Below are 26628 nucleotides of genomic sequence, written 5' to 3'. Positions count from 1 at the left end.
CTCTTATGTCTGAGTGTTGCGGAGGAGAGGCCCTCCGCAACTAGGGAGGGATTAGTTCAGGGCTTTATCAACGATGGCCTGACTCCACTCGGCACCGATATCGTTCAGGATCTCAGGCCAGACGGTACGACGTACTTTGTCTGACGTCTGAGCAAGCTGTTGTGGTGTCACCTGAATGATTTGCGCGCCGTTATCTGCCAGTTTTTTCTCATTAGCGATTTGATCTTGCTCCGCCTGCTGCCAGCGACGCTGCTCGAAATTGGCCGCGGCTGCTTTCAGTGCTGCCTGCTCTTTGTCAGACAGATCATGGAATCGTTCGCTGTTGATCATCAGATACCAGATTTCAAAGTGGGTGTTGAGCGGAATATAGGTCTTCGTGACATCGCGGAATGATGCGTAATACCCTTCCGCACCGGAGCCAATTACGCCATCCACTACACCGGTCTGAACCGCGGTAAAGGCTTCCGAAAAGGGGAGTGGCGAGCCGATGTAGCCGACATTGTCAGCCAGCAGCTGAAAGCTCTTGATTGGCGGAACGCGCAGTTTAATGCCTTTACTGACATCTGGCTGGCCCGGTTCGACGGCATCACGGTTGAGTGATATACCACCAAAATAGACCGGGTAGGCAGCCAGCAGAGTGATATCCTGATGGGTAAACAGCTCTTCCATCGCTTCACGAACCGGCGCACCATCGCCATAAATTTTCTGTGCTTCTTCCCAGTTGGTGGCCAGATATGGCAGTAAACCCAGTTGCATGCGACGGTCTGTTGCTGTGGATGCCGGTTGAACAGCCATGTCGATTGCCCCGACCGAAATGCGCTCCTGCACCAAGGTGTAATCACCCAGCGCGTTGGCCGCATAGATGCGCAGTTTCACGTCGCCGTCAGTGGCGGTGTTAATTTCTTCGCCCATGCGTTTGATGTCGTTATCGATGACGGTCCCTTGCGGACGGACATGGCTGATTTTTAATGTGGCAGCCGTTGCCGGTAGGACGCTCAGGGTAGCAGCAGCAAGCAGCAGAGCCTGGGCGATCTTCTTCAGTGTCATGTTGTGAGTAAACTTGCCTGTCAATTTCATAATCAATTTCCTTATTATCAGTAGCCAAACAGGGTTGGCAGGAAGAGTGATAAGTCAGACCAGAAGGAAGTCAGGACCACCACTGGTAAGTAGCCGAATAGAATCAGCATCATTGCCGGGCCAACCACTTCGGCGAATTTCACATTACCGATGCGGGCACCAAGGTACAGAATCGAAGCATAAGGCGGTGTCACGCCGCCCATCGCGGTATTAACCCCCATGATGGCTGCGAACTGAATCGGGCTGATGCCAATCGCAGTCATCAGCGGAAGCAGCAGAGGCGCAATCAAAATGATGGCGGTGATGTCATTGACGACCATGCCGACCAAAAACAGCAGGATGTTAATGAAAATCAGCAGCAGTGCTTTGTTTTCTGTGATACCGAAGATGGTATCAACCAGCTCCTGAGGCACATTTTCCACAACAAACATCTGGCTCAGGATCAGGCTGAACAGAATCATGAACATGATGGAACCGACTGCCGTGGCCGATTCTTTGCCCGATGCCAGCAGCGATTTCCAGTTCAGCCCTTTGTAGATCATGAAACCGACGGGTACCGCGTAAATCACGGCCACGGCTGCGGCTTCTGTGGGTGTCATGATCCCGCCGTAAATACCACCCAGAATGATGACCGGCATCAGCAACGCCGGGATGGCGTGAACCGTGCGCGATGATGCTTCTTTAAGCATGTCGCCGAAAGGTAGCTTCTCTTCCAGAACCAGCGGGAACTTGCGCGCCATCAGGAGGTTGATCACCGCAAAGTTGAACGTCACCAGCAGGCCTGGTCCCAGCGTGGCCAGAAAGCAGGCCAGGATGGACGTATCGGTAACCCAGCCGTACACAATCATGGTGACGCTGGGAGGGATCAGCAGGCCAAGAATCGACGAGTTCGCGATTAGCGCAGTCGCATAAGCGCGAGGGTAGCCGCGTTTTTCCATCTCAGGAATCAGCAGCGGGCCGATCGCGGCAACCCCGGTCAGGCCACTGCCGGAAATGGCACCGATGATGGCGCAGCTGACTGAGGCGACAATACCCAGCCCGCCTCGGATGTGCCCGACAAACACATTCACAAACCGTAACAAACTGGCCGCGATACCACTTTGACTCATGATCGTGCCAGCCAGCACGAATAACGGGATAGCCAGTAGGATAGGGTTGGTAAGCTGGCCGGTTCCCCACATCATGTTGCCTTTCATCGAGATATCGCCGAAATAGGTCATGATCATCAGGGCGCCGCCGAAGCAGAACGGCAATGGAACGCCGATAGTGAGCAGGAGTACCAGTGCTCCTACTGCAAACAGTGCAACTTCAACCATTGTTATGCTTTCTCCACGGAATAGTGAGGGGACGTCAACTGACGAACCAGTCTGATAATGTGAAGCCCGATAAAGCCGGAAATCAGCAGCAGGCCAAGAAACAACGAGCACTCATGGAAAAACGTTGGGATATAAAGGGTCGGGCTTTCCTTCCATACTCGCAGGGCATATTTGAAATAATCCCACGCCCAGTAGGTGAGCCAGAGAGAAATCACAAAGCTGATCACTTCGCCGATCAGAGCCAGAATGGTGTGGCCTCGCTCGGTTTTGATGAAGATCTCCAGCACATTGGCTCGGATCTGGGTATCTTCCCGCGAGGCATTCACGGCCCCCAGCATGTAAAGCCACAGGGTGGGGATGATGATGGTTTCTTCCAGTCCCATGATTGGCACTTCGAAGATGTATCGGGTTACCACCTGAACGAACTGAGAGAGGGCTACAATGCCCATTAGTCCGGTTAGCAGGTATCTGAACAATCGCTCCACAGCACATTTCCTTATTGTTGCTTTTGTGAATACGTTGTTAATTTAATGCTGACAACCAATAGAAACAAATTTAAAATTTCTCTGATTCCATAATTTTTTCTTATAGGGTGAGGTATGGATACCAATTTGTCCGTTAAGCAATTGGAAACATTCAGAACTGTTATGCGCTCGGGGTCTGTGTCGGTCGCCGCTCGCGCATTGTGCCGGACGCAGCCTGCTGTCAGCGCCATGTTGGTGAGCCTGGAGAATGAGCTGGGTTTTAAGCTATTCGAGCGTAACAAGGGGCGGCTGATTCCCAAACCGGAAGCCTATTTCCTGCTGGAAGAGACCGAAGCGATTCTGGAACGCCTGACGCGCGCATCGCAGTTGATGGCAGAGGTGAAAAATCTGTCGCGGGGAAGCCTGCGGGTTGCTTGTATGCCGGCAGCATCACTGTATTTCATGCCGCATGTGATTGCTGATTTCGTCAAAGACCGGCCTCATGTCAATGTCTCCATGATGATGCGAAGCTCGATGATCGTGCACGATTGGGTCGCTTCGCAGCAGTATGATATCGGTTATGCGGAAATGCCGAAGGAGCGTGATTCCATCAATGTTGAGCCTATTCGGCTCAAAGGGGTGTGCGCGATACACAAAAATGATCCGCTGGCTCAGAAAAAGGTCATCACACCCAAAGATCTCGATAATGTGCCGCTGGCGACGCTTTTCTCTCAGCATCCGACCAGCGAACTGGTGCGCTTCTTGTTTGACGAAAACGGGGCTCGTTATTATCCCCGCTTTGAACTACAGAATTACATCTCAGGGTTTGAGTTTGTGGAACACCAGTTATGTTGTTCCATTTGTGATCCGATGAGTGCTGCCAGTTATACCATCAGCAAATCCGGTCATGGAGATGTGGTGTTCAGGCCTTTTATTCCGGAGGTTATTTTCGAGCATGCGATCATTACACCGTCGCACAAGCCCTTGTCCCGCCTTGCGCAAGCGTTTGTGGAAAATATCCATGCTGGACTGGAAAAGTTTATTGAGCCCACGCATCGTTTTTCAAGTCGAGCTTAAGCAAGCGAGTCCGAGGAAATATGCAGGCAGTGGTTATCTCTCGGACAAACAAAAACGGAGCTCTCAGCTCCGTTTCTTCAGTAAATTTATAACCCGTTTTCGTTGCTCAGCAACCAGCGGCGCATCAGATCTGCCAGCTGATCTTGCTCTTCTTTGCTCAATGGCTTAAGCAACGCATGCTCATTGGCGACGTGCGCTTCGACCGCTTTATTGATCACATCCATCCCTTCATCTGTCAGGGTGATGGTACAACTGCGACGATCCTGATCGCTGGCCTGACGATGGATGAGGCCTCGCTGAACCAGATGTTCAATGCGGGTACTCATGGCTCCCGAAGACAGCATCAATGTCTGGTACAAATCGGTAGGGGTCAGCGGAACCTGGCTTCTTCTTAGGGTCGCCAGAATATCAAACTCAATTGAATTCAGGTTGTGTTGTTTGAAAACCGCTATCAGCTGCTTTTCTATCAGGCGCTGCATGCGGCTCATGCGACCAATGATGCCCATTGGTGAACAATCGAGATCCGGACGACAGGCCTGCCACTGCTGTAGCACTCTATCTACATGATCGTTATTCAATTTATCGTCTCACACAGTAATTACTCATTAGAAAGATACTTAATTGATGAGCTAAACGCCAGCACCGCTTTCGATGTTGAGAGGTTGCGCCACGCAGGTGGTCAAATGGTTATCAGCCCTCACGCCTTTTTGCTCTCAACACCCCATTTTTATTATCAGCACCATTATTTCCCTCAAGAAAAAGTACTTTTCTAAAAAGATACTTGATGAATTTAAGACTGAAACCTAACATGCAGATATCTTTTTTGAAAGATACATCTAGTTAGAGATACTTACTGTAAGGGTATCTCCGGAAGTGGTGTCATAGGTAGATGATTGGTTTAAAGGTGTTTTTACATGAAGCGTGCGGAAAAAGTATGGAACAGATAAATCAGGCAGCCGATACCAAACTGGCGAAATCAGTCGGCACAATCGCCTTAGCGCTGATCGGAGGGGGATTGCTGACGTTGATGATAGAAACCAACAGCCAACTCGCGCAAACCAGTAGCCCGATGTTTGCATCTTGGGTGGCACATGGCGTCGGTGCTGCCGTTGCGCTTGTGATGATGTGGTTGGTACTGCAGCGCAGCAAAACGCCGCGACAGAGTGAAGAAAACCAAGCCCATACATCGCAAACGGCTAAAGTACCGATTTGGTTTTACCTCGGCGGTATTCCGGGGGCGTTTACGGTCATATTGGCGGCAACCGCTATCAATGGGGGACTGACGTTATCAGCGACAATTTCTCTGGGTTTGGTCGGGCAGATTGTGTTTGGTATGGTCGCCGATCACTTTGGATTACTCAGAACGCGGCAAAGACAAATTGGTGGGTCGGATTTACTGATCGTGGCCCTTGTTTTGCTGGGCAGTGTCTTGATTTTATTTGGGTGACAGACATGTTAAGTCTTATGGTTATTGCATTATTGAACGGCATCCTGATTGGTACCGCACGTACTATTAATGGTCAGCTGAGTGTATCAACAGGCGCTTTTAAAGCCTCACTCTGGAATCATGTGATCGGATTCAGTGTCCTGACGGTTTTTTTGACAGTGCTGGCCGGATGGCAGTGGACGCAGTGGACAGTGGCAGATTTACCACCGCATGCTTTTTTAGGTGGCGTATTTGGCGCGTTGTTTGTGGCTGTGAGCAGCTATATTTTCCCTAAATTGGGCGCGATGAATGCAGCGATTCTGGTTATTGGCGGACAAATGATTTCAGCGGTGACGCTGGACTGGGTTTCAGCTCAACAGATGCCGGGCGGTATGAAAATCGCCGGGGTAGTGCTCGTGTTAGCTGGTATTTACCTGACACGGAAAAAGTCATAGCCGCAAAAACATCAGCTCAATAAAGATTTTTGAGCTGGCTGCAAACGAGCACGCGTCAGGTCAATCAAAACGAGAAAGAGGAAAACAAGCAAGAGCCCAAATAGGGTTTTACACTGTAAAGACGCGTCCAAGGCTAATTTTTTGGGGCGCTTTATCGCTCACTTTGAGAGCACTTTTTACGCAGCTGCCAGGAGTCGATGATGGAATCAAGCATTAGGATGGAGCCAAGGATCAGTATCGTCACGCTGGGAGTGGAGGATCTGGAGCGATCCTACCGTTTCTACCATGATGGTTTAGGTTTTCCGACATCTGGCCAACCAGAGAAAGGCATTATATTTTTTCAGACGGGGGGCGTTTGTCTGGCGCTCTATCCCTTCGATAAACTGGCTGAGGATATTTCGGAAAATCTGGTGTTACAGCACCCAGCAGGTAGTTTTAGTGGCGTGACTCTCGCACACAATACTCGCAGCAGAGAAGAGGTTGATGCTGTTCTGGAGCAAGCAAAACAAGCTGGCGGTGCAATCATAAAGTCGGCTCAGGACGTATTTTGGGGTGGCTACAGTGGTTATTTTTCTGATCCCGATGGTCATATTTGGGAAGTCGCTTACGCCGATTTCTGGCAGTTTCATGAAGACGGCAGGTTGGTGATTGAGTAACGCAGGGGGAATAGCTTAGGGAATACTTTCACTTCCCACTTAGTCATGACGAGACGGACTTTTAAACGGGAAAGTCTTGCTTTGTTATTTTGCTTTTTTGCTTTTGTCAGTCGATTAAACGTTTTCCGTATTGTTATTCATTCCGCTTTTTTCCTCGATATATTTTTATCCCCGAACAGTATTTTTCCACAAAGGCTATTTCCCCCTTTATTTCCCCTGATTTTTTCATACACGACACATTTTCTCCGCTGGATCTATATATGACTGAGATTTGCGCTGAGTTGTTAATAACCAATCGCTGATGGTGCTCAGGGGGACGACAAGTTGTGAAAATGTTTACCTAGTATAAAGGTGAGTGGTGTGAATTAGGTATTTTCTTGCATGCCATTTTGAGCCGGATTATCCACAAAATCGATTTTTATTATCTGTTTAGCGTATTGAAAGAGGCATTTTGCAGATTTTATTGCACCGAGTTTATTAAGAGGGTTCTCAAAAGCCATGATGATAGATTGCACGTTGGTTAATAATGTGTAAAGAATTTGGGGTTTGATGCAGATCAATAACGTGAGGATAGAATGAAAAAAACAATAAAAACGCTGGTGGCACTGGGCCTGTGTGGCGTAATGAACATGGCTCATGCTGAAAATTTCACGATTGGAACCGGTAGCCAGAGCGGTACGTATTACCCTTATGGTGGCCTACTGGCAAAACTGTGGAGTGAAAATCTGCCGGATTTTAATATGCGGGTAGAGGTCACGGCTGCTTCAGTGGAAAACACCATTAAAGTGGTGCAGGACAAGCAACTGGTGGGCTTCGCCATGGGAGATGTCGTTATTCAGGCCCAGAACGGTGAAAAGCCATTTCCGAGAAAATTGGACGTCGCGGTTTTAACAGCCCTGTACCCGAATGTGGTTCAGTTTGTCGTTCCGGCAGATTCGGACATTCATACCCTTGCCGATCTGAAAGGGAAAAAAGTTTCTCTGGGCGCACCGGGTTCGGGTACCCGAGTGAGCGCAAGAAGCATTTTGGCGGCGTTGGGAGTTGATGAATCCAGTATGACGGTGCAGTCACTGAACTTTTCTGCGACCACAGAAGCGCTTGCGAATGGCCAGATTGATGCGGGTGTTTTTGTCGGCAGTTCCGGTTTAGGAGCGATCACGGAATTGGCGTTAACCCGGGATATCCGAATTCTGAATTTCACGGATCAGGATATGGCCACCATTTCCAAATCCCTGCCTGCTTATCAGTCCGTAACGATTCAACCGGGTGTGTATAACGGGGTCGGCGAGTTTACAGCTCCTGCGGTGTGGAACGTGCTGGTGGTGAATCAGCGTATGGATGATAAGTTGGCCTATGACATGACTAAAGTGATCTTTGAAAACTCAAAAGCGCTCAACAACGCCCTGAGTGTTGCCAAATTCACCACAGTCGAAAATATGAATCAGTTAAGCCAGGTTCCATTGCATCCCGGCTCGAAGAAATATTTTCAAGAGCAGTTGCAGCACAACGAATAAAAGGCAGAGCAGGGAATGAGTAAGAGTAGAAACTGGAATGTTCTGGTGACTGAGCGGCTGATTGGGTTAGCCGCCGTCGCTGCCGTGGCATTGTCGGCTTTCCAAATCTGGCAGGGTGTAACCGCTACACTGGCGGCACCGATATTTCGCCCAATTCATATCAGTTGGGTGCTGGTTTTGATTTTTCTGGTTAAACCGGCTTTTCATCAACGGCACCACACGGGCCTGTATCTGTCTGGTCGACTGGCGGATTTGGCCTGTATTGTGCTGACCATCTGGGCGACCTGGCATATTAGTGTGTTTGATTATGACGACATGAGCTTTTTGCTGGATGGCTTATCGTCCAGTGACAAAGTGGCCGGAGTCATCATCCTGCTTGCCCTGCTGGAAGCGACCCGGCGTACAGTTGGTGCGGTCATGTCCTGCCTGGCAATCTTGTTCATTCTGTATGCGCTATTTGGTTCCTTGCTGCCGGACGCCATTGCCAGTAAAAGCTTCAGCATTGAAGAGATGATTCGTTTTCATATCTTTTCCACGAATGGTGTTTACGGTGCACCGCTCGGTATTGCTGCCGGCGTAGTGTTCACGTTTGTATTGTTTGGGGCATTTTTACAGGTATCGGGCGCGGGTCAGTTTTTTATTGATTGTGCCTTTGCTCTGGCCGGTAAATACCGGGGTGGTCCCGCCAAAGCCAGCGTGCTGGCTTCCGCTGCACTGGGATCAATTTCCGGTTCTGCCATTGCCAATACGGTGACAACCGGTTCGCTTACCATCCCGATGATGAAAAAGCTGGGGTACAAGCCAGAGCAGGCCGCCGGTATTGAAGCCGCCGCCTCAACGGGCGGGCAGATTATGCCGCCTGTGATGGGCGCCGGGGCATTTGTGATGGCCCAGTTTACCGGTATCGCTTACTCGGACATTTTGCTGGTTTCCATCGTACCGGCAGCCCTGTATTTCTTGTCATCTTTGCTCTATATCCACCTGATGGCGTGTAAGCTTGGGCTGCAGGGCATGACACAGACCGAAAAAATCAAAACGGTACTGGTGCGTGGCTGGCATTTCCTGGCACCGCTGATTTTTATCACTATTCTGCTGATGATGAGCTACTCGCCGGTGTTAGTGGGGATTGCCGGATGTGCGTCGATCCTGGCTGCAGCGATGGTACGTAAATCCACCCGAGTCACGCTTCCGCTGATCCTCCAGGGGATGAAGGAAGGGGCGCTGATGGCTTTGCCGATTTCGGTAGCCTGTGCCTGTGCGGGGATTATTGTTGGTGTGATTGGCCAGACGGGGATTGGTCTGCAGTTTACCCAGTTCTTACTGGCGATGTCCGGTAACCAACTGTGGTCTGTGATGGGGCTTATCGCGCTGGCGGCGTTGATTCTGGGGATGGGACTTCCTGTGACTGCGGCCTATATCGTGCTGTCAGTGATGGCTGTCCCGGCGCTGATGGACTTGGGTGTGAGTTTGCTTGCCGCACATATGATAGTGTTCTGGTTGTCTCAGACATCCAATATCACGCCGCCTATTGCCCTTGCCGCTTTTGCTGGTGCGGGTATCGCCAATGCTTCCCCGATGAAATCAGCCGTGCAAGCCATGAAACTGGCGCAGGGATTCTTTTTGATTCCGGTGATGATGGCACACGGGCATCTTGTCTGGTTCAACGATTTTTCCACAGGAGCCTTTGTTCTTTCGGTGGTTTATACACTGGGGTTGATCGTTGCGTTTGCCGGGAGTATTGAAGGACGCCTGTTCAATCCGCTGTCATGGTTGTCGCGCGGCATTCTGTTTGTTTGTGCATTAGCCTTAGCATTTCTCGATTACGACCTGGTCAACATCGTAGCCTGCGTGGGCATTGCGGTTCTGACGCTACTCAATCAGATTCTGCCACGCCGTCAGGCTTTGAAAGTGAGTCAGGGGTAAGCGGTCACGTTGAATGGCGGTGTGTGCCTAAATGTGTAATGAAAGTGCCCCGGACAGGTAATGCTGCGGGGCATTTTTAATGGTGAGGGTTATGCCCTGATTGCCGCAGGACGAGAAGGGTGTTTGTGATACCACTCTTCCATGAATGCCATAAAGGTACGGGCGGCCTGCGATAAATAATGGCTACTTTTCCAGCCGATACCAAACTCGACTTTGATGGCGGGATTGAAGGGGACACAGACTAACGGGTCGTTGTCACTGATGATCAGATTCAGGCAAGTGCTGATTCCAACAGAGTTTCTGACCAGATCTTTGGCAAGTTCAATCAGGTTGGTTTCAAAGCGAAGGTCGGGCTTAACATGATACTTTCGACAGTAACGGCTGACGGCTTCACGCAGAAAATATCCTTCCCGGAACAATATCAGTGGCTGCTGACAGAATTGCTCCAGCGTAATACTCGAGAGTTGGGCAAACGAGTGGTCTTCGCTCACACAGGCCATGATCTCTTCCGGACACAGTGCGACATACCTGAGTTGTTCTACGGGTTTGTCGGTCCGGACAAACGCAAGATCCAGTTCACCGTCCAGCAGCATCGTTTCGAGCGTGGCGGTACCATGCTCCTGCACATGAATGCGAATGTTGGGGTATTTCTGACTAAAGGCAGACAAAGCTGCCGGCAGGAAATAAGAGCCCAGCATTGCCGAAACGCCAAAATGGATTTCTCCGCGTTCCAACCCTTTCAGTTCTTCAATTTCCAACTCTGCCTGTTCAACATCTTCCAGAATTCGACGGGCATGAAACAGCAAACGACGACCATCGGAGGTTAACTGAACCTGCCGTTTGTTTCGGTTGATCAGTTTCAGGCCGGTCTCTTTCTCCAGTTTTTGCATGCTGACACTGAGTGCCGACTGAGCAATATCCAGTTGAGCCGCCGTTTTGGTGAAGTTACCGTTTTTTACCAGGGCAACAAAGTACTGCAGGCGCTTAATATCCATTTGTTTGAATGCTAACCACAAATGAGAATAGAGATACCAATCTAACTTTTTTAAAACGGGTTGCAACAGCAATTCAATATTACGAAGTCCGAAAGAGTGAAGACCGGAATATGATCACAGTTTCAGTTTGATGCTCGGCAGAGCCACGATCACGAGCTTCGAAAAAGCGCTCAAGCAAGCTTGACTGGCTTGCCCATCAAGAAAGAATACCTTGTCCATATAATGGATAGACTTTAAGCAGCATTTGCGATACAAATCCGTTATCGGATTGTTTGTTTTTTGTAGGTGAGGGAGCATGTTAGAAGCGTTTGGCGTTATCAATATTTGGACTTATTTAGCGGGATTGACCATGATTATTCTCGCCCCCGGCCCAAACTCTTTGTATGTGTTGAAATCGAGCTCAACGTATGGCGTAAAATCCGGTTATAAGGCGGCTTCGGCTGTGCTTGTTGGTGATGCAATACTGATTCTTCTGTCTTATCTTGGCATTGCTTCGCTGATTCAGGCATCACCCGTTCTTTTCACCGTTATTCGTTATTTGGGTGCGGCATACCTGCTGTATTTGGGAATCAAATTAATCCATCACTATTGGTTTAACCGAAATGTTGCGCAACAAGGGGAAGCGCTGCCGGTAAAACGGGAAAATGTGTTTGGTAAAGCACTGACGTTGAGTTTGACCAATCCCAAGGCGATTCTTTTCTATGTGTCGTTTTTTATTCAGTTCATTGACTACACCTATGAACACACGTGGATTTCTTACCTTATCCTTGCGGCTATTTTACAAGTGTTCAGCATTGTTTATCTGAGCTTTTTGATTTTCCTCGGTTCATCACTGACTCAGGTGTTTCGTAATAATCAGTCGTTGTCGAAACTGGGTAATAGCCTGCTGGGGCTGTTGTTTGTCGGATTTGCTGCACGTTTGGCGAGTTTAAGCTAGCGGTTCTGATTCGCTTAAACCGGCAGCCTGTTCTGCTCAACCTTATAAATTAAAAAATCTAACGGCCCTGGTGGCCGTTTTTTATTGCAAGGTATGGCGTGAAGGTCGTTAAAAAGGGAGGTTGACCGTTATTTCTCATCGTTAATTTACTGTTGTTCTACGATGTGTCTGCACTCTTATTTTGTGATGCAAATTGATATTTTTAATAATTAATGGGTGGCGATACGGTGGCATTTGCTCTTTGTCACAGTTTTTTCGTTTTCTAAATATAGACTGCAAAAAAACAAGAGACATAAGTCGTATTTTTCTCCCCCGTAGGATTTCTTCATGAAAAAGAACATTATCGCCCTGGCCCTTGGTAGTGTCATCGCATTAAGCGCCGCCCCAGTTGTACTGGCAGAGAATTCTTCAGCCGTTCAAGCTACTGTTGAGCATGCCCAGTTTGTAACGAAACGGCAGGTTGTTGATCAGTTACTGGAAGACGCGGTAACGGCGTTTAAATCTCCGGCGCGGATTTCTCATGCGGGTTTTACCGCAAAAATGCCAAGTAACATGGAAATAGTCACAGACCGTTTGTTGGAGGCATATGCCTTAGAGCCGTACCGCACCGACCTGTTGATCTCAGCGGCAAATGCTCAGATCTATAACAAAAATGTCGACAGAGCGATTGAGTTGTTTGAACAAGCACTGACGGTTGCGCCGGATGATGTTGATTTACATGCGTACTTAGCGGTATGGCAGCGATACAAAGGCAACGATGCAGCAACGAAAGCGCACATGAAAACGTTGACCAAACTGAATGCTGGCAGAGCAGCGGACATTGAGCGTATTTTTTCAACGGTTGACCGCATTCTGGATACACCGCTTAAAGAGAAGGCTGAAAGTGGCGTACTTAAAGATAAAGGTGCCATTGTGACTTTAGGCTATGCGCTGAACCCTGACGGTTCAATGCATCAAATTCTGATTGAACGTCTGGAAACGACTTTAGCGATGGCAAAAGCTAACCCGGACGCGCTGATTGTGCTGACGGGCGGGGTACCGAAAAATCATAAAACCGAAGGTAAGTTGATGGCAGACTGGCTGATTGCTAAAGGCGTTAGCAAAGACCGTCTAATCGAGGAAAACTACGCCACCAGCACAGTGGATAATGCCCTGTTTAGCAGCTATGCACTGGCACGGCATGGTATTAAGCACGCAACTATCATCAGCTCAGCCAGCCATGTGCGTCGTGGCCAGGCGCTGTTTGAGATCGCAAGCTGGCAAACGGGCCCTCAGGGAATCACATTTGATACCGTTGCTTATCCGGACAAGCCGCTGAAAGAGTTGGCGAAAGCCAGTGATAGTGAATTGTTGGGCATCTACCGAGATGCGCTTCGTACCTACGGTATGTGGAGTTATCGTTCTTACCCCCTGGAGTCACGTTGATCGAAACGGGCTAAAGCTGGTGGAGAGGGATACAGCGAAGAAAGATCTATTGAATAACTTGTAATGAAGAAAAGGCCACGTTGGTGGCCTTTTTCATGTCACTGAACCGTTCGAAATCGAGTCCTAAGCTGAATCAGGTCAGTGATCATATCGAACAGATATGGGCATTTTTCAGCCTGGCGATGCTTACTCGCGCGGCAGATTCTCGATAGCGTTACCCATTTCAATCAGCTTGTTCAGAATGGTTTCACCGTCCTGGCGCAGGCCGTTGTGCTCATACTCGTTGGTGATCCAAGCTTTGCTGTTTGGAATGCCGCGCAGGGTTTCCAGCGAGTAATCCATCTCTACATACATATCTTCAGCGTAGACCGCACAGGTGACAGGGACGGTATTCTCTGCCAGAGCTTCAATATCATATAGAGCCGGCCAGTCTTGCTTAGTGGCCAGAATAGCGGCGGCATCTTTAAGCGGTGTTAGGCAGGCAAACTGATCAAACATCCACGGAAAGACCATCTCACCGGTAAACAGGAAAGGTTTGCCTGACGCGTAATGGAATTGCGGATAGCTGTCCCGGACACGGTGCGCAGACCAGTTTGAGGCGCTCTGCTGACAATATATGGACTCATGCAAAATCGCGTAAATCGGATTGGTCTGATACGACTGCTCTGCCAGCATAGCATTGAGGAAGCTATAGCTGAGTGTCTCTTGCCCGCTTGCTGTGACAAACGCGTCTTCTAGCAGGTAGTACATGGGCAGATTGGCGTGGCTGCGGCCAAGGTTAATGCCAATCATCTGGAACTGCTCAACAGTAAATCGCTGGCCGTTAGGAAGTCGAACATCATTATTTAGCAGAAAATCGGCAATTTTTCGGCACTGCTCTTGAGCTTGTGGGAACTGGGCGAAGAAGGCATTGTTTTTATCCAGAACACGTTGGTAGGTTGCCTGATACACATCATCAGCATGGCGGCTCAGAGACGGCACGCCACCGGTCAGGTACGCGCGGCTCAGGCTGTGCGGATAAAATGACAGATAGGTCAGTGAACAGAATCCGCCAAAACTTTGTCCCAGAATCGCCCACTGTTTCACGCCTAGTGATTCACGGATTGCTTCTGCGTCGCGCACAATATTGTCAGCACGAAAATGCGACAAATACTCGGCCTGATCTGGTGCAGACAGATGGGCCAGGGTCTGGTGGCTGATGACCGTACTGTTGCCGGTACCTCGTTGATCCAACAGCAGCACCCGGTATTCCTGCAGGGCACGTTTCAGCCAGCCAGATCGGCTGTCAGGACGTGGAGACGGAAAACCCGGACCACCTTGCAAATACACCAGCCACGGTAAATCCGCATCCTGCCGCGCTAAATCAACCACCTCGCGTGCAAAGACTGAGATACGGCGGCCTTGTGGCTGATTGTAATCGAGTGGAAGCTCAAAAGTGTGCTGGCGATAGAGTAAATCACCATCAATGAAGGAAGTTTGCACGCGTTTCTCCTTTTACTTGTGAAAACAACAGGCTGATTGTGTGTTGAATGACGGCTATCCTACCGCAACCCGGTCTGAAAAGCAGTAGGATTTCTATGGCGGTAGGAAAGCAGCGATTCAAACATCCGGGCGTCATCAAAGTGGCGCATCCCGATGAAAGCCGTAGCATGGTGACCCCATTGGCGCATCATGCCGGGAGAGGGAATACCAAACGGCCATAAATAGCTTTTTTCCAGTCGTTCGCTGGCCAGCAGCCAGCCATTTTCATCAAACAAGCTTTTATGAGAGCCTGTTTGAATCAGAGAGTCCGGAACGGGCAAATTGCGTAGCTGATGATAGGCAAGGGGGGCTAGGTGGACTGTAGCGGGTGCCGAAAGGTGATCGGCGTCTGGGTTAGTCTGCCTGTATTGCCAGTCTATATGTTTGATCATGTGCTCACTATGTGACAGTGTCACTGATAAGTGCTGCGTATCTTTAGGTAATGTCTCGGAGAGCAGCACCGAACGCCTGGTAGGAACTTCTGTACCGGGTTGAGTCTCAACAAAGGTGAGAGCGTCGTTAAGGTTAAAGACCATATGGTAACAGCCGCAATGGTGAATGCTGTCTAGCACTAAGGGTTCCCCCTGTTGATTAAGTGTCAGCCTGAGCAGTATTGCGTCAAATGGTCCGGCGTAAGGATCCACCGGGCGTCGGGGGGTACGACGAGGAAACCAGAGGCTGTAATGCAGTTGTAGGAGGATCTGCTGGTGGAAACGGGTGTAACTGTGTCCCAGGTAAACCGCAGGTCGGTTGGTGGCGACTTCGGGTTGCGGGGTAGTGAAATAGCCAACGGTGCCGGGGCGATCATCATCCGACAGGGTGTCGATACGAATGTCCGGCGCATAATAGTGGGTCAAGCGCTGAATTTGTTGCTGACTAAGTTGCGGCCAGTTCAGGGAGGACGTGGTCTGGGCCTCGGCAAACCATTGTTGGATGGTCGCATGATTCAAGCGGTTCTCATTGTCATCAAATAGTTGATAGGTGATGACTTTTTCTTCCCCCGGAGGTCTGTCTGAGGCGGGGGAGTGGTCTGTCTCCCTAGCGTAAGCCGTATCGAAACCGGCTTTGATACGGACCTGCTCTTTGAGGATGCTGGAATGGGCGAATCGGGCCGCCACCGGATAAACCCCAAGAATACGCAGCCAGGGCTCGTAATCTGAGGGGATGGGAGGTGCGGATGAGCGAATGTGATCCCAAAATTCGTCCTTTTTCGATGCGCGCAATGATGAGTTTTTCGCCGCTTGGGTAAGTGAATCAGCGCAGCTATCTAGTTGGTTGAGATCAAAGGTGTGCTTAGCCTTTGCGGTAAAGAGACGTGTGAATGAATGATTCGCGACCAGATTACGGAACTCTGCATGCCGTTGTTCTTTCGCGAGCCGTGCGGTGTAGGTCAGCCACTGTTCTTTGTCTTTTTGCGTTTTGACGTCCAGTAATACGGACTGGCTGAAGCGATCGAAAGCCAGAAATGGGATGGCGTCAGTCGTCACCACTTGGGCATCCTGCACCTGCTGGCGCCGCACTTCGCGTTTGAAATCGCTCAGCATGTGATGACAGCTGACCAGCTTGGGTTCGCCAAGGTCGCTAAGCAGTTCAACCGGAGACTGGGTCACACAGGCAAGCAGGCTAAACAGCAAAATGGCAGAAATCAGCGAGCGCATGGTTTGTCATCCGGTCTGTGTTGTTCTCTGGTTTGTCGTGGCAACGCGGTCAGGTGATAACAAGGTCTATATGCAGATAAATCTTAGAACAAGATGAGTGACTGCAAGTTCGCAGCTTCGTGACATTAAGGGTTTATTGTACGGGTTTATTGGACAGCAGCAAAACGGCTCAGCAGATAATGCTAAATCAGAGTATCTTCAATCCGATCATCATGCCGACAATCAAGATTTAAACTGAGCCGTCAGGTTATACCGCGAGTTACTTCATTTGCGCGATGACGTAGTTCAGGCCGCCGACAATGGCTGCAACCTGAGCATCATTACACTCTTGCGGTGTTACTTTCTCACTGTCCGGATACACCTCGGTTGTGGTGCCGTACGTGCAGTCAGACAGACCGTTACAGAGACTCAGTGCTTTCAGCGGGTAGTTAATCACCCCTTCCTGGACCACAGGGCTGCCAATAATGTTGCCGTCCTGATCTGGCGGTGCGATATGCGTAACCTGACGCACCGAGTCAATGATGGCTTTCTGGAAGTCAGGCTGCGGATTTTCAGTATCACCTACAGTATAAAAACCGTCCGGAACGCTGTCTTCAATGTATGCTTTACCATCACGGGCAGCCAGTGCCGGGCGGAATTCTTCTTCATCGGTATCTGTGGTTTCGTGCAGATCGATGTGAACAAGAATCTCGGTCCCCAGCTCTTTCACCATCTTCATCAATGATGCAGATTCTTCTGCCGGGCTGTCTTCGTAGAACGAACGGTTGGGATCAATGGCTTTCGGGTTCCAGCGATTAATGGTCTCGTAGCCCCAAGGACTAACACAAGGCGCTACAACAATGTTGAAATGCTGGGTGTAGTTCTCGGCTTCTTGAGCCAGAAACTGCAGGGCACCGTGTACACCGCTGGTTTCATACCCGTGAACACCGCCAGTCACTAAAACCGTCGGTTTGCTTTCATCCCATTGACGGGTTTTAAGGGCAAACAGCGGATATTTTTCCGGGTTGTAACTGAGGGCGCCATATTGGAAAAGATCGAAACGCTTTTCCAGCGCATGAATTTTGCTTACGACTTCTTCCTGATAAGAGCGTTTGATGGTGACCTGCTCAAACCATTGTTGTTTTTCCTTGTCGCCCCATGGCTGCCCTGGTGTGCCGATAGGGTATGAATGCGAACTTTTCATTATTGGCCTTATCTTGTGTGGGTTGATCCTTTGAGCACAGGATAATTGACTAAGATATCGGAAGCAAACTTTACCCATAGCCGTAACAGTCTGCGATCTTTCGTTTAACGCTGACCGGTATCCGATTGTCGCGATTGTGGAATCTTTTTTGACTCTGCCCGTTACACTCATTATTTTGTGAGGAAAACTCAGACATGATTCAGCTTAAACATCACTGATTTCATACTGATATCTTATCCCGAACAAGGAGTGTAGCTATTGAACGTTCATGAATGTGTGTCCTTTCTGCTGATTGATCAGCAGCAGGTTTTGCTGGAAACCCGCTCGATGGAGAAAGCTTGTGATCCGGGATTGATCTGTATTCCTGGCGGCCATATGGAAAGCGGGGAGAAGCAACTCGACACGCTGTTTCGAGAGCTGGAAGAAGAGCTGGCGGTGAAGCCGGAATCGTACCGGTATTTATGTTCGCTGTACCACCCGACATCAGAACTTCAACTGATTCACTACTACGTTGTTGATGCCTGGTCGGGCGACATGAAGGCACTGGAAGCGGATGAAGTGAACTGGTATGCCATAGACAACGCGCCTGTCAGTATTGATGCTGACAGAATCGCGCTGTCTGAGTATCAGCGACTTGCTGCAACCTTTAGCCAGAGGAAATAGCCTGTACTCAGCGGTGAGAAGATAGTTTGTGCGTCAGGTGGTTACGAACGCCTGGCCATTCTTGATCGATGATGGAAAAGATAACCGTATCGCGATAGGAACCGTCTTTCATTTTCTGGTGATTACGCAGTACACCGTCTTGCTTGGCACCTAAACGGGCAATCGCGGCTCGGGACTGCTGATTATGCCAGTGTGTGCAAAAGACAACGGAGATTGCCTCAAGCTGCTCAAAAGCGTGTTTCAGCAGTAACAACTTACATTCAGTATTGACAGAAGAACGTTGGAAACGCTTTGCATACCAGGTGTAGCCGATCTCGACCCGATGATTGATTAAATCGGCATTGCAGAAACGGGTCGAACCAATGATCTGATTTGTCGACTTTTCAATCACGACGAAGGGCAGGGCCACGCCGTTTTGTTTGTCTGTAAGCGCTTTATCTATGTACTGGTTGACTGACACTTGGTTCGGTACGCTGGTGTACCATAACGTCCACAACTCGCCATCAGAGGCGGCCGAGACAAGTGCATCGGCATGCTCAGGTTGCAGTGGTATCAGTTTGACTGTCTCGGACTCAAGTTCGATGTCCTGAAGCCATTTGTTGTCTCTCATCTGTGTATCATCCCTTTTTACTGTGAAATCCTTTATTCAGGCAGCATGCACCGAATATTCGCTCATGCTGTCAGGTATTCAAAAACGGCGTGACGAAAATACTGCCCAGTATACTCGATTTCTTCCTGTTGTGTGAGTGTATGTGCATATGTGGCGCTAGAGACAACCGGACGTGTAACCTACGCCTGCACGCCTGCACGCCTGCTGAATTATCCGTCGTCTCGCTGCAAGTTCTCAACCATTCGCGCAGATATTCGCTTGAAAGCGTCGATGTCTTGCGTACTCAATCCTTCGCACATTTGTTTATCCAATTGTTTTTCGGCGAGGTGGATCTTGTTCATCAGCGCATGGCCATCATCGGTAAACGTCAGAATCTGGCTGCGTTTGTCGGCTGGATTCGGGTGCTTCTCAATCAGTGACATAGTGATCAGTTCTTTGACTAGCCGGGCAATTTGCCCTTTGTCTCGATGCATGATGCTGACTATGTGGTTGGCCGTACAGTCGGGTGTCGTGGCAATGATCCTGAGGCACTGGGCATGCATGCCGTTCAAACCTAAGGCTTTTGCATTTATTGACTGGCGGATATTCAGTCGATATCCACGGGAGAGGGCCATGACGACATCAGGCAGGGACTGATTGCTCATAGGGGCTCCTGAGTAATGTGAACACATAATATGGTTGACATTATCAACCAAAAATCAATATAGTTGATTTTATCAACCAAGTGCCGGCGGGACAATAGTCTTTCAGTGCGATTTGTCAGCAATGGATGCCTGATGGGGGCGTTCTCTGTGAATGATGACAAAGGTGACTGAATTCATACTGCCCGTTTCCGTGTTGCTTAAACCACTAAATTGCTTTCTCCACCCAAAAGCATACTGCGAATTTTATAGACAGGTCTTTACAGCAGCGACGTTCATCAGAGCGGATATATCAGAGCTTGTGTCTAAGAGCTTGTTTATAAGATCTCACATACAAGAGCTCATATATAAGAGCTTAGCGGTTCCAGAGGGTAGGTTTGCTGAACATAGTGGGGGCAGCTTAAGCGCAACATGACACAGCATACTCAGAATGCTCGACAGGTTCCTCAGGAGAGAAAATGAAGCAAGCTACGTATACATCACAAGTTTCTGATTCAGGACAACCCGCCGCCACTCCGCGCCGCCCTCGTGCACGACTGGCCGAAGTGGTTAACGTGGAATCATTGTCTCCCCACTTGCAGCGCATCACGGTGGCGGGCGAGGCATTGCACACGCTCCCGGCCGGTGAGGAGGGCGGGTATGTGAAAGTGATTTTACCTGATCCCGGTTGTGATGAACCGGAGCTGGATCTTGGCCGTACACCGCGTCCGACCATGCGCTCTTACACGATTCAGGCGTTTGATCCTGAAACCACTGAGTTGGTGCTCGATTTTGTCGTTAACCGCCATCAGGGACCGGCAACGAACTGGGCCAAGACGGCAAAGCCGGGAGATAAAGTCGGCATTGCCGGACCGGGACCGAAAAAGCTGGATATCTGGGACGCGCCTCGCTACGTGTTACTGGGTGATCTTACCTCCCTGAATGCAGTGGCTGCTTACAGTCAGCGTATTTCGCCGTTAGCAAGCATTGATGCCGTGATCATCGTGCCGCATGAAGAAGACAAGGTGGCATTAGAAGTGTCGGCGAATACCCGGTTACATTGGGTATTGGAAAACCAGGAAAATGTACTTGTGGAGACGGTAAGAGGTTTCCGGGAATCTTTAACAACCGACACGGTTGTGTTCATGGGGCTCGAAGCGCGAGAAATACGACCGCTACGGAATCTGTTTCAGGACGAGATTGGTGTTCCCCGGCATCAGATGTTTGCGGTGGGTTACTGGAAACGCGGTGTGGATGCCGATCGGTTTGGTATGGAAAAACAGGCTAATCCGTTATAACCGAGCAGAGCAACATTCAATGACAAGATTTGACTGAAAGAACGGCAGAGGCGAGCTGCCAAAGAGGATGTGTACGGGATTGTATGGAATGGTATGTGGCTGGGTAAATCGTCGGCGTTATTGTTTGTAAATTGCTTAAGGCTGAACCAATTTTTGTAACCGTGGTTCGGTTTACATAATCCCTGAGAATAATCCGGTTCAAACTCCGATAAATTCCTTTTATGCTTGTCGTATAACGATTTTTCAAACCATGAAGGTATATATCGTGAAACTCAATGATACCAGCTTGCTAAAACAAGCCTGCCTGGTGGCAGGCAACTGGGTGACGGCTCTGGATGAAGCCACTATGCCAGTGATTAACCCGTCAACCGGCAAGGTCATAGCCCACGTTCCGGTGCTGGGCAAGGATGAAACCCTGTCGGCCATTCATGCTGCTGAAAAAGCGATGGTAACCTGGAAAAAAACATTAGCCAAAGAGCGCACTGCCGTTTTGCGTAAATGGTTCGATCTGATCGTCGAAAATACCGATGATCTGGCCACGATTCTGACTGCCGAGCAAGGTAAACCGTTCAATGAAGCTAAGGGTGAAATCTCCTATGCCGCTAGCTTTATTGAGTGGTTTGCGGAAGAAGCTAAGCGTGCCTATGGTGAGATCATTCCAAGTCACAAGCCTAATTCCCGAATTCTCGTCAGCAAAGAGCCTGTCGGGGTTGTCGGGGCGATCACTCCCTGGAACTTTCCGGCCGCAATGATCACCCGTAAATGCGGCCCGGCTTTTGCGGCAGGTTGTGCCGTGGTTCTGAAACCGGCGCCGGATACCCCTCTGACCGCGCTGGCGCTGGCTGAGCTTGCCTCGCGCGCAGGCATTCCTGCCGGGTTGTTCAGCGTGTTGACCGGTGATGCGAAAGCCATCGGTGGCACACTGACTGAGAGCAAAGTCGTGAAGAAGATATCGTTCACCGGGTCGACGGCTGTTGGTAAATTGCTGATGGAGCAATCTGCCGCGACGGTGAAAAAAATGGCTCTTGAGCTTGGTGGTAACGCACCGTTTATTGTGTGTGACGATGCCGATCTGGATGCGGCAGTTGAAGGGGTGATGATTGCCAAATTCCGCAACGCGGGGCAAACCTGTGTCTGTGCAAACCGGATCTATGTGCAGGATCGCGTTTATGACGCATTTACCCAGAAGCTGGTGGAAAAAGTCAAAGCCTTGAAAGTGGCGGATGGTTTTGATCCGGATGCGAAAATTGGCCCACTGATTAATCAGGCTGCTGTCGAAAAAGTGCAGAGCCATATTGATGATGCGTTGGCAAAAGGCGCCACATTGGCCTTTGGTGAGCCGCAGCCGGAAGGCACCAATTTCTTCCCGCCCCAGGTCATAACGGATGCGACAGATGATATGCGCATTGCCAGTGAAGAGACCTTCGGCCCGGTCGCTGCATTGTTCCGTTTCAGCGATGATGACGAGGTGATTCGCCGTGCCAACCATACCGACTCAGGGTTGGCCTCGTACGCTTATACTCAGTCACTGTCCCGCGCGTTTACATTCAGTGAACGGCTGGAATACGGCATGGTTGGCATCAACGAAGGGCTAATCTCGACCGAAGTAGCACCGTTTGGCGGCGTAAAGGAATCCGGGCTGGGCCGTGAGGGCGCACGTCAGGGGCTTGAAGACTTTATGGATACCAAATACACCCTGATGGGTGGCCTGTAACTCATTGGTATTAAAGTCGCCATTTGCAGAGGGAAAGTGTTTATCCCTCTGCCAATATTCCTTACACTTAGGAATTGTTTGATATTACGGTCAGTGCTTGCTGGCCGTTTTTACAGGAAACTGAATAGGCACAGCCTGAGGAATCACGCATGACAAAAGCAAAAATCGGTATTGTAACGGTAAGTGACCGAGCCAGTGCGGGCGTTTACGAGGACATTTCGGGCAAGGCAATCATTGATACGCTGAGTGAGTATCTTGTCTCTGAATGGGAACCGGTTTACGAAGTGATTCCAGACGAGCAGGACGTTATTGAAGCCACGTTGATCAAGATGGCTGATGAACTAGACTGTAGTTTAATCGTGACTACTGGTGGTACTGGCCCTGCGAAACGTGACGTGACACCGGAAGCGACCGAAGCGGTGTGTGACCGAATGATGCCTGGTTTCGGTGAACTGATGCGAGCTGAGTCGCTGAAATTCGTACCGACGGCAATTTTGTCCCGCCAGACTGCGGGACTGCGTGGCGACAGCCTGATCGTCAACCTGCCGGGTAAACCAAAGTCGATTCGTGAGTGCCTGGATGCCGTATTCCCGGCTATTCCTTACTGTATTGACCTGATGGAAGGGCCATACCTGGAATGTAACGAAGAGGTCATTAAGCCTTTCCGTCCGAAACAAAAGTAACAAGGTTTCCCGAAAGCCAGGCGTAATGCCTGGCTTTTTTGTCTGGATCCCCAAAAACACTTTGGGTATCCGTGAAATTCTGGCCGGGTGTACGCATTCTTTATCTTCGCCCTGGGGAGGAAACATGAAAATGATACCTATCGCATTAACGGTGATTCTGGCGACGGCTCCGGCTTATGCCAGTTGGGAAGAAATCAAAAAATCGGCGTCTGAGCTGGGAGAAAAAGTTAGCGAAGGCTCCAAAAAAGCCTGGGATAATGTGGCCGATTTCTCAAAAGAGACCTGGGATTCTGTGTCTGAGTGGGGAAAAGATGCCTACAACACCGCGGGTGAGTGGACAGATGAATCGGTGAAGAAGAGTAAAGAGTGGCTGGATGCTGCAGATGCCAAACTTGATGACATGTTGGAACCGGAAACGCCGGAAGAAGCACGCCTGGCGTTAGATACGATGTCTGATACTGCACTGGTCAGGCTGTTTAACGAGCAACCGTCAGCAAAATTGTTGTTTGATCAGGCTTATGGTTACGCTGTGTTTGATTCTCGTAAGTTTTCACTCTTGCTTCATACCGACCAAGGGGCAGGGGTCGCGGTTAATCGCGAAACTGATGAACGTACGTACATGAAAATGTTTGGAGCCGGTCTCGCTGCCGGGCTGGGCGGCAAGTTTTATCAGCAAGTCATTTTGTTCGAAGATAAAGCGACGTTTGAAAATTTCGTGAAAGATGGCTGGGAAGCGACTTCTGAAGTGAGTGCCGTAGCGGGGGATGAGAGTAAAGGGATGACCGCGAAATACAACGGTGGTATGGCCATTTATCAAATCGGTGAAAAAGGGTTACTGCTGAACGCCAGTATTTCCGGATCGCGCTATTGGGTTGATGAAACCCTGATGTAATAAAACACGCGTCTGTTAGTCTTTTCTTTCCTGTCTGAATATCTGTACCCATCTTGGCGCGGTACAGATATTCCTCATCAAAAAAATGAGGACAATGTCAAAATTCTTCCGAAAAATTTAATCCCTGCCTGCATTAGTCGTTACATCCATATAGAGTGTTCTTCATAATTTTATCAATTGCTGTTGTGGTAGCCGCGTCTGTCGGATTAATGGCTGAAGTCACCTTGCCTTCTTTATATTTTCTCGCTGCCATTAGTCTGTTCGACGCACGACTTCTCCAAGATGTAAAAAGGAGCCTGAAATGAATTTCAAACGGACATGGGGATATATTTCTTTGTTGCTGGGATTGGTGTCACTGATGTGTGGTGGCGTCGCGTTTGCCGGATTACTGGGCAGCAGCCATGTGATCGTGGAAGTCGGTGATGTGATGATGAAAGGCGGCGCCGATGCGCTGGCGCAGGTCTCACCGGAACAAACCGTTGCAGAAATGAAAAGCAAGTATCAGATGATTGTCTCTGCGGGTGGAATTCTGTTCTTTGTCGGTGCCTGGATGATGCGGGATCAGTGGGACTGAGTAAAACCCGTGTTTGTTCCTTAATGATGTTTAGCCTGGGATGCGGCACATAAAAAAAACGCCTGTCAATTCCCAGACAGGCGCAGCAATAAATCGATTAAGGAACAACATATTTGAAGCACGCGAATCATACGTTTCGATCAAAAAATGCGCAATGATCACTTTTGTAAAACTTGCTGATATTTTGTTAAATCCTTTCTGGGTCAAAGAACTATGTTTCGATTTTTTTCTCAGCAGATAAGCTCGTTCCAACGCCGCGTTCTAGCCTGATTTCTCTTCAGCCCTCATCCCTACGATTGTGCGCAATGTGCTTTTGTCATGTTATTGGCCCTGAAAAGACAGCCGATCGGGCTATCTCTGTGGGCCTCTGTTGGTGACGGTGTGGGCTGTATCATTTATCTGCCGAGTCGAGAAGCCGTGGCCAATAATCGTTAAGGGTTACGATGACGCAGGGATTGACGCCGACTTTTTCTTAGTGTCTTCCTGGGATTCCAAAGTGTTTTGCTCTTGGCTTTGCTCTTGGCTTTGGTCAGGGCCAGAGATGGAACTGCGGTGTTGATTGTGTTTAGCATACGGATCAGCTGTACTGTCTGAATCAGGTTTTGAACCTGCCTGCTGTGTGTGAGACGTGGTATCGGGCTGCTGCACAGTTAAAATCTTATCGCACAAGTAGCGACCAATCGGGATGGCTGACGTTGCAGCCGGAGAGGGAGCGTTACAGACATGCAAGCTACGAGGGCTCTCGGCGAACAGAAAATCATGCACCAGAGTACCGTCACTCAATACGGCCTGAGCGCGGATACCCGCCGGATAGGGTTGTAAATCTTTCGTCGTCAGTTGCGGGCAGTATTTATTGACCAGTTTGAGGTAACCCGGTTTCCACCAGGAATTTTTGGTTTCTGTCAGACCGGTTTTCAGGTGTTTCGCCGTGACCTTCCAGAAACCTTTGAAACGCACCATGTCGGTAATATCCCGCGCGCTCACGTTCAACGTCCCATACCCTTCCCGTTTCCAGCCCTGAACGGCATTCGGCCCGACAGTGACGGAGCCATCAATCATGCGGGTTAAGTGGACGCCTAAAAACGGCAGTTCAGGATCCGGGATGGGGTAAATCAGGTGGTACACAATCTTGTTGTGTTGTGGCGCCAGGCGGTAGTACTCACCGCGATAGGGGATAATCTGAAAATCAGTATCCAGCCCCAGCATCCGGGTGATTCGATCAGCCATTAATCCGGCACAGCTGATGAGAAAGCGGGTACGTAGCATAAACGGCTGCCCATCGCTTTTACAGCCAACCTGAATCGTTTCCGGAGACTCGTGCAGCGATATCACTTCACTCCGCCGGGCGATGCGCCCGCCAAGGCTTACGAATGCTTCAGCCATTTTTTGAGTGACCAGACGGTAGTCGACAATACCGGTCGCCGCTACAAAAATTGCGCCTAACCCGGTAATGTTTGGTTCGCGGGACTTGAGCGTCGCCTCATCCAATTTTTCTACGTCAATGCCGTTTTCCAGACAGCGTTCGTACAGAGCATCCATCCTTGCCAACTCGTCGGTATTGGTCGCAACCAGTAACTTGCCGCACACCTCTACCGGGATGTCATGCTGTCGGCAAAAAGCTTTGGTTGCTTGCTCGCCTTCTTTACAGAACGTGGCTTTCAGGCTGTCGGGCGCATAATAGACCCCGGCATGGATGACTCCGCTGTTATGTCCGGTCTGATGGCGGGCGAGAGTATCCTCTTTTTCGACCACCAAAATGCGTTTATCCGGGCAGCGTTGCTGCAGTTGCCACGCAGTGGATATACCGACGATCCCGCCGCCGATAATGATGTAATCGTAAATCTGTTCCATAGTTATCCTTCTTTGTCAGCAGTAGTTGTAAGACATAACATTATGAATTTGCTTTAGATACTGCCGAAACCTGTGAGGCATCATGCCGTCGGGTGA

General features: G+C 49.7%; 25 protein-coding genes and 1 pseudogene. 15 read left to right on the top strand and 11 right to left on the bottom strand.

What is annotated here, in order from left to right:
• Positions 1-51: 51 nt before the first annotated feature.
• The 3 genes from dctP to PGW97_RS22015 are packed head-to-tail and all read right to left on the bottom strand — an operon-like array spanning position 52 to position 2878.
• A complete protein-coding gene (gene dctP, locus PGW97_RS22025; protein ID WP_273859830.1) occupies positions 52-1077 on the bottom strand; it encodes a TRAP transporter substrate-binding protein DctP in 1026 nt (341 codons plus the stop codon).
• Between the two features lie 17 nt (positions 1078-1094).
• Complete coding sequence (locus tag PGW97_RS22020; protein WP_047886093.1) at positions 1095-2393, bottom strand: TRAP transporter large permease; 1299 nt, start codon at positions 2391-2393, stop codon at positions 1095-1097.
• Between the two features lie 2 nt (positions 2394-2395).
• Positions 2396-2878, bottom strand: coding sequence for a TRAP transporter small permease (locus PGW97_RS22015; protein ID WP_047886092.1), 483 nt, complete (start codon positions 2876-2878; stop codon positions 2396-2398).
• 114 nt (positions 2879-2992) lie between these two features.
• On the opposite strand from PGW97_RS22015, the gene PGW97_RS22010 reads away from it, so the two are divergent.
• Positions 2993-3934: a LysR family transcriptional regulator gene (locus tag PGW97_RS22010; protein ID WP_047886091.1), complete on the top strand. Its 942-nt coding sequence runs from the start codon at positions 2993-2995 to the stop codon at positions 3932-3934.
• A gap of 86 nt (positions 3935-4020) precedes the next feature.
• Here PGW97_RS22010 and PGW97_RS22005 read toward each other — a convergent pair whose 3' ends face one another.
• Complete coding sequence (locus tag PGW97_RS22005) at positions 4021-4512, bottom strand: MarR family winged helix-turn-helix transcriptional regulator (RefSeq protein WP_047886090.1); 492 nt, start codon at positions 4510-4512, stop codon at positions 4021-4023.
• Here PGW97_RS22005 and PGW97_RS22000 point away from each other — a divergent pair.
• From PGW97_RS22000 to PGW97_RS21975, 6 genes are all read left to right on the top strand, one after another.
• Positions 4498-4707 (top strand): hypothetical protein, encoded by a 210-nt coding sequence (locus tag PGW97_RS22000; RefSeq protein ID WP_273860671.1) that lies wholly within the window; start codon positions 4498-4500, stop codon positions 4705-4707. The genes PGW97_RS22005 and PGW97_RS22000 overlap by 15 nt on opposite strands.
• 161 nt (positions 4708-4868) lie before the next feature.
• The gene (locus PGW97_RS21995) at positions 4869-5381 is read left to right on the top strand and encodes a DMT family transporter (RefSeq protein ID WP_217391282.1); all 513 of its coding nucleotides are present in this window, start codon (positions 4869-4871) and stop codon (positions 5379-5381) included.
• A 5-nt stretch (positions 5382-5386) separates the two neighbouring features.
• Complete coding sequence (locus tag PGW97_RS21990; RefSeq protein ID WP_273860647.1) at positions 5387-5815, top strand: DMT family transporter; 429 nt, start codon at positions 5387-5389, stop codon at positions 5813-5815.
• A 218-nt stretch (positions 5816-6033) separates the two neighbouring features.
• Entirely contained in the window at positions 6034-6471 is a 438-nt protein-coding gene (locus PGW97_RS21985) for a VOC family protein (protein WP_273860646.1), read from the top strand.
• Between the two features lie 575 nt (positions 6472-7046).
• Positions 7047-7985: a TAXI family TRAP transporter solute-binding subunit gene (locus PGW97_RS21980; protein WP_047886087.1), complete on the top strand. Its 939-nt coding sequence runs from the start codon at positions 7047-7049 to the stop codon at positions 7983-7985.
• Between the two features lie 15 nt (positions 7986-8000).
• A complete protein-coding gene (locus tag PGW97_RS21975) occupies positions 8001-9908 on the top strand; it encodes a TRAP transporter permease (protein WP_273859829.1) in 1908 nt (635 codons plus the stop codon).
• An 89-nt stretch (positions 9909-9997) separates the two neighbouring features.
• On the opposite strand, the gene PGW97_RS21970 is transcribed toward PGW97_RS21975, so the two are convergent.
• Positions 9998-10903 (bottom strand): LysR family transcriptional regulator, encoded by a 906-nt coding sequence (locus PGW97_RS21970; protein WP_273859828.1) that lies wholly within the window; start codon positions 10901-10903, stop codon positions 9998-10000.
• Between the two features lie 295 nt (positions 10904-11198).
• On the opposite strand from PGW97_RS21970, the gene leuE reads away from it, so the two are divergent.
• Together leuE and PGW97_RS21960 are read left to right on the top strand one after the other, a co-directional pair.
• Complete coding sequence (gene leuE / locus PGW97_RS21965) at positions 11199-11840, top strand: leucine efflux protein LeuE (protein ID WP_047886084.1); 642 nt, start codon at positions 11199-11201, stop codon at positions 11838-11840.
• A gap of 327 nt (positions 11841-12167) precedes the next feature.
• Positions 12168-13265 (top strand): YdcF family protein, encoded by a 1098-nt coding sequence (locus PGW97_RS21960; RefSeq protein ID WP_047886083.1) that lies wholly within the window; start codon positions 12168-12170, stop codon positions 13263-13265.
• Positions 13266-13451: 186 nt separating this feature from the next.
• On the opposite strand, the gene PGW97_RS21955 is transcribed toward PGW97_RS21960, so the two are convergent.
• From PGW97_RS21955 to PGW97_RS21945, 3 genes are all read right to left on the bottom strand, one after another.
• Positions 13452-14747 (bottom strand): alpha/beta fold hydrolase, encoded by a 1296-nt coding sequence (locus PGW97_RS21955; protein WP_273859827.1) that lies wholly within the window; start codon positions 14745-14747, stop codon positions 13452-13454.
• A 59-nt stretch (positions 14748-14806) separates the two neighbouring features.
• Entirely contained in the window at positions 14807-16444 is a 1638-nt protein-coding gene (locus PGW97_RS21950) for a hypothetical protein (protein WP_273859826.1), read from the bottom strand.
• Between the two features lie 259 nt (positions 16445-16703).
• Positions 16704-17627 carry a M14 family metallopeptidase gene (locus tag PGW97_RS21945; protein WP_217391275.1) on the bottom strand — a complete coding sequence of 308 codons (924 nt, stop codon included), beginning with the start codon at positions 17625-17627 and terminating at the stop codon, positions 16704-16706.
• A 258-nt stretch (positions 17628-17885) separates the two neighbouring features.
• Between PGW97_RS21945 and PGW97_RS21940 the strand changes: the two genes are divergently transcribed.
• Complete coding sequence (locus PGW97_RS21940; protein WP_047886079.1) at positions 17886-18290, top strand: NUDIX hydrolase; 405 nt, start codon at positions 17886-17888, stop codon at positions 18288-18290.
• 7 nt (positions 18291-18297) lie between these two features.
• On the opposite strand, the gene PGW97_RS21935 is transcribed toward PGW97_RS21940, so the two are convergent.
• Both PGW97_RS21935 and PGW97_RS21930 read right to left on the bottom strand, forming a co-directional pair.
• On the bottom strand, positions 18298-18900 hold the full coding sequence (locus PGW97_RS21935; protein ID WP_273859825.1) for a GNAT family N-acetyltransferase: 603 nt from the start codon (positions 18898-18900) through the stop codon (positions 18298-18300).
• Positions 18901-19109: 209 nt separating this feature from the next.
• Entirely contained in the window at positions 19110-19544 is a 435-nt protein-coding gene (locus tag PGW97_RS21930) for a MarR family winged helix-turn-helix transcriptional regulator (protein WP_273859824.1), read from the bottom strand.
• Between the two features lie 455 nt (positions 19545-19999).
• On the opposite strand from PGW97_RS21930, the gene PGW97_RS21925 reads away from it, so the two are divergent.
• The 5 genes from PGW97_RS21925 to PGW97_RS21905 all read left to right on the top strand — a co-directional run bounded on the left by PGW97_RS21925 (position 20000) and on the right by PGW97_RS21905 (position 24681).
• Positions 20000-20818 carry a siderophore-interacting protein gene (locus tag PGW97_RS21925; RefSeq protein ID WP_273859823.1) on the top strand — a complete coding sequence of 273 codons (819 nt, stop codon included), beginning with the start codon at positions 20000-20002 and terminating at the stop codon, positions 20816-20818.
• 265 nt (positions 20819-21083) lie between these two features.
• Positions 21084-22532, top strand: a complete 1449-nt coding sequence (locus tag PGW97_RS21920) for an NAD-dependent succinate-semialdehyde dehydrogenase (RefSeq protein WP_273859822.1) — start codon at positions 21084-21086, stop codon at positions 22530-22532.
• Between the two features lie 149 nt (positions 22533-22681).
• Positions 22682-23215, top strand: a complete 534-nt coding sequence (gene mog / locus PGW97_RS21915; RefSeq protein WP_217391695.1) for a molybdopterin adenylyltransferase — start codon at positions 22682-22684, stop codon at positions 23213-23215.
• Positions 23216-23339: 124 nt separating this feature from the next.
• Positions 23340-24107 carry a hypothetical protein gene (locus PGW97_RS21910; protein ID WP_217391694.1) on the top strand — a complete coding sequence of 256 codons (768 nt, stop codon included), beginning with the start codon at positions 23340-23342 and terminating at the stop codon, positions 24105-24107.
• A 301-nt stretch (positions 24108-24408) separates the two neighbouring features.
• Positions 24409-24681: a hypothetical protein gene (locus PGW97_RS21905; protein ID WP_047886073.1), complete on the top strand. Its 273-nt coding sequence runs from the start codon at positions 24409-24411 to the stop codon at positions 24679-24681.
• A 654-nt stretch (positions 24682-25335) separates the two neighbouring features.
• Here the strand turns inward: PGW97_RS21905 and lhgO are convergent.
• A pseudogene (gene lhgO / locus PGW97_RS21900) lies at positions 25336-26532 on the bottom strand (L-2-hydroxyglutarate oxidase); the annotation flags it as partial.
• Positions 26533-26628 lie beyond the last annotated feature (96 nt).

Source organism: Photobacterium sp. GSS17 (assembly GCF_028621875.1).
GTDB classification, from domain to species: Bacteria; Pseudomonadota; Gammaproteobacteria; order Enterobacterales; family Vibrionaceae; genus Photobacterium; species Photobacterium ganghwense.
The sequence above is the reverse complement of the archived record's forward strand: the minus strand, read 5'-3'. Positions and strand labels throughout refer to the sequence as shown.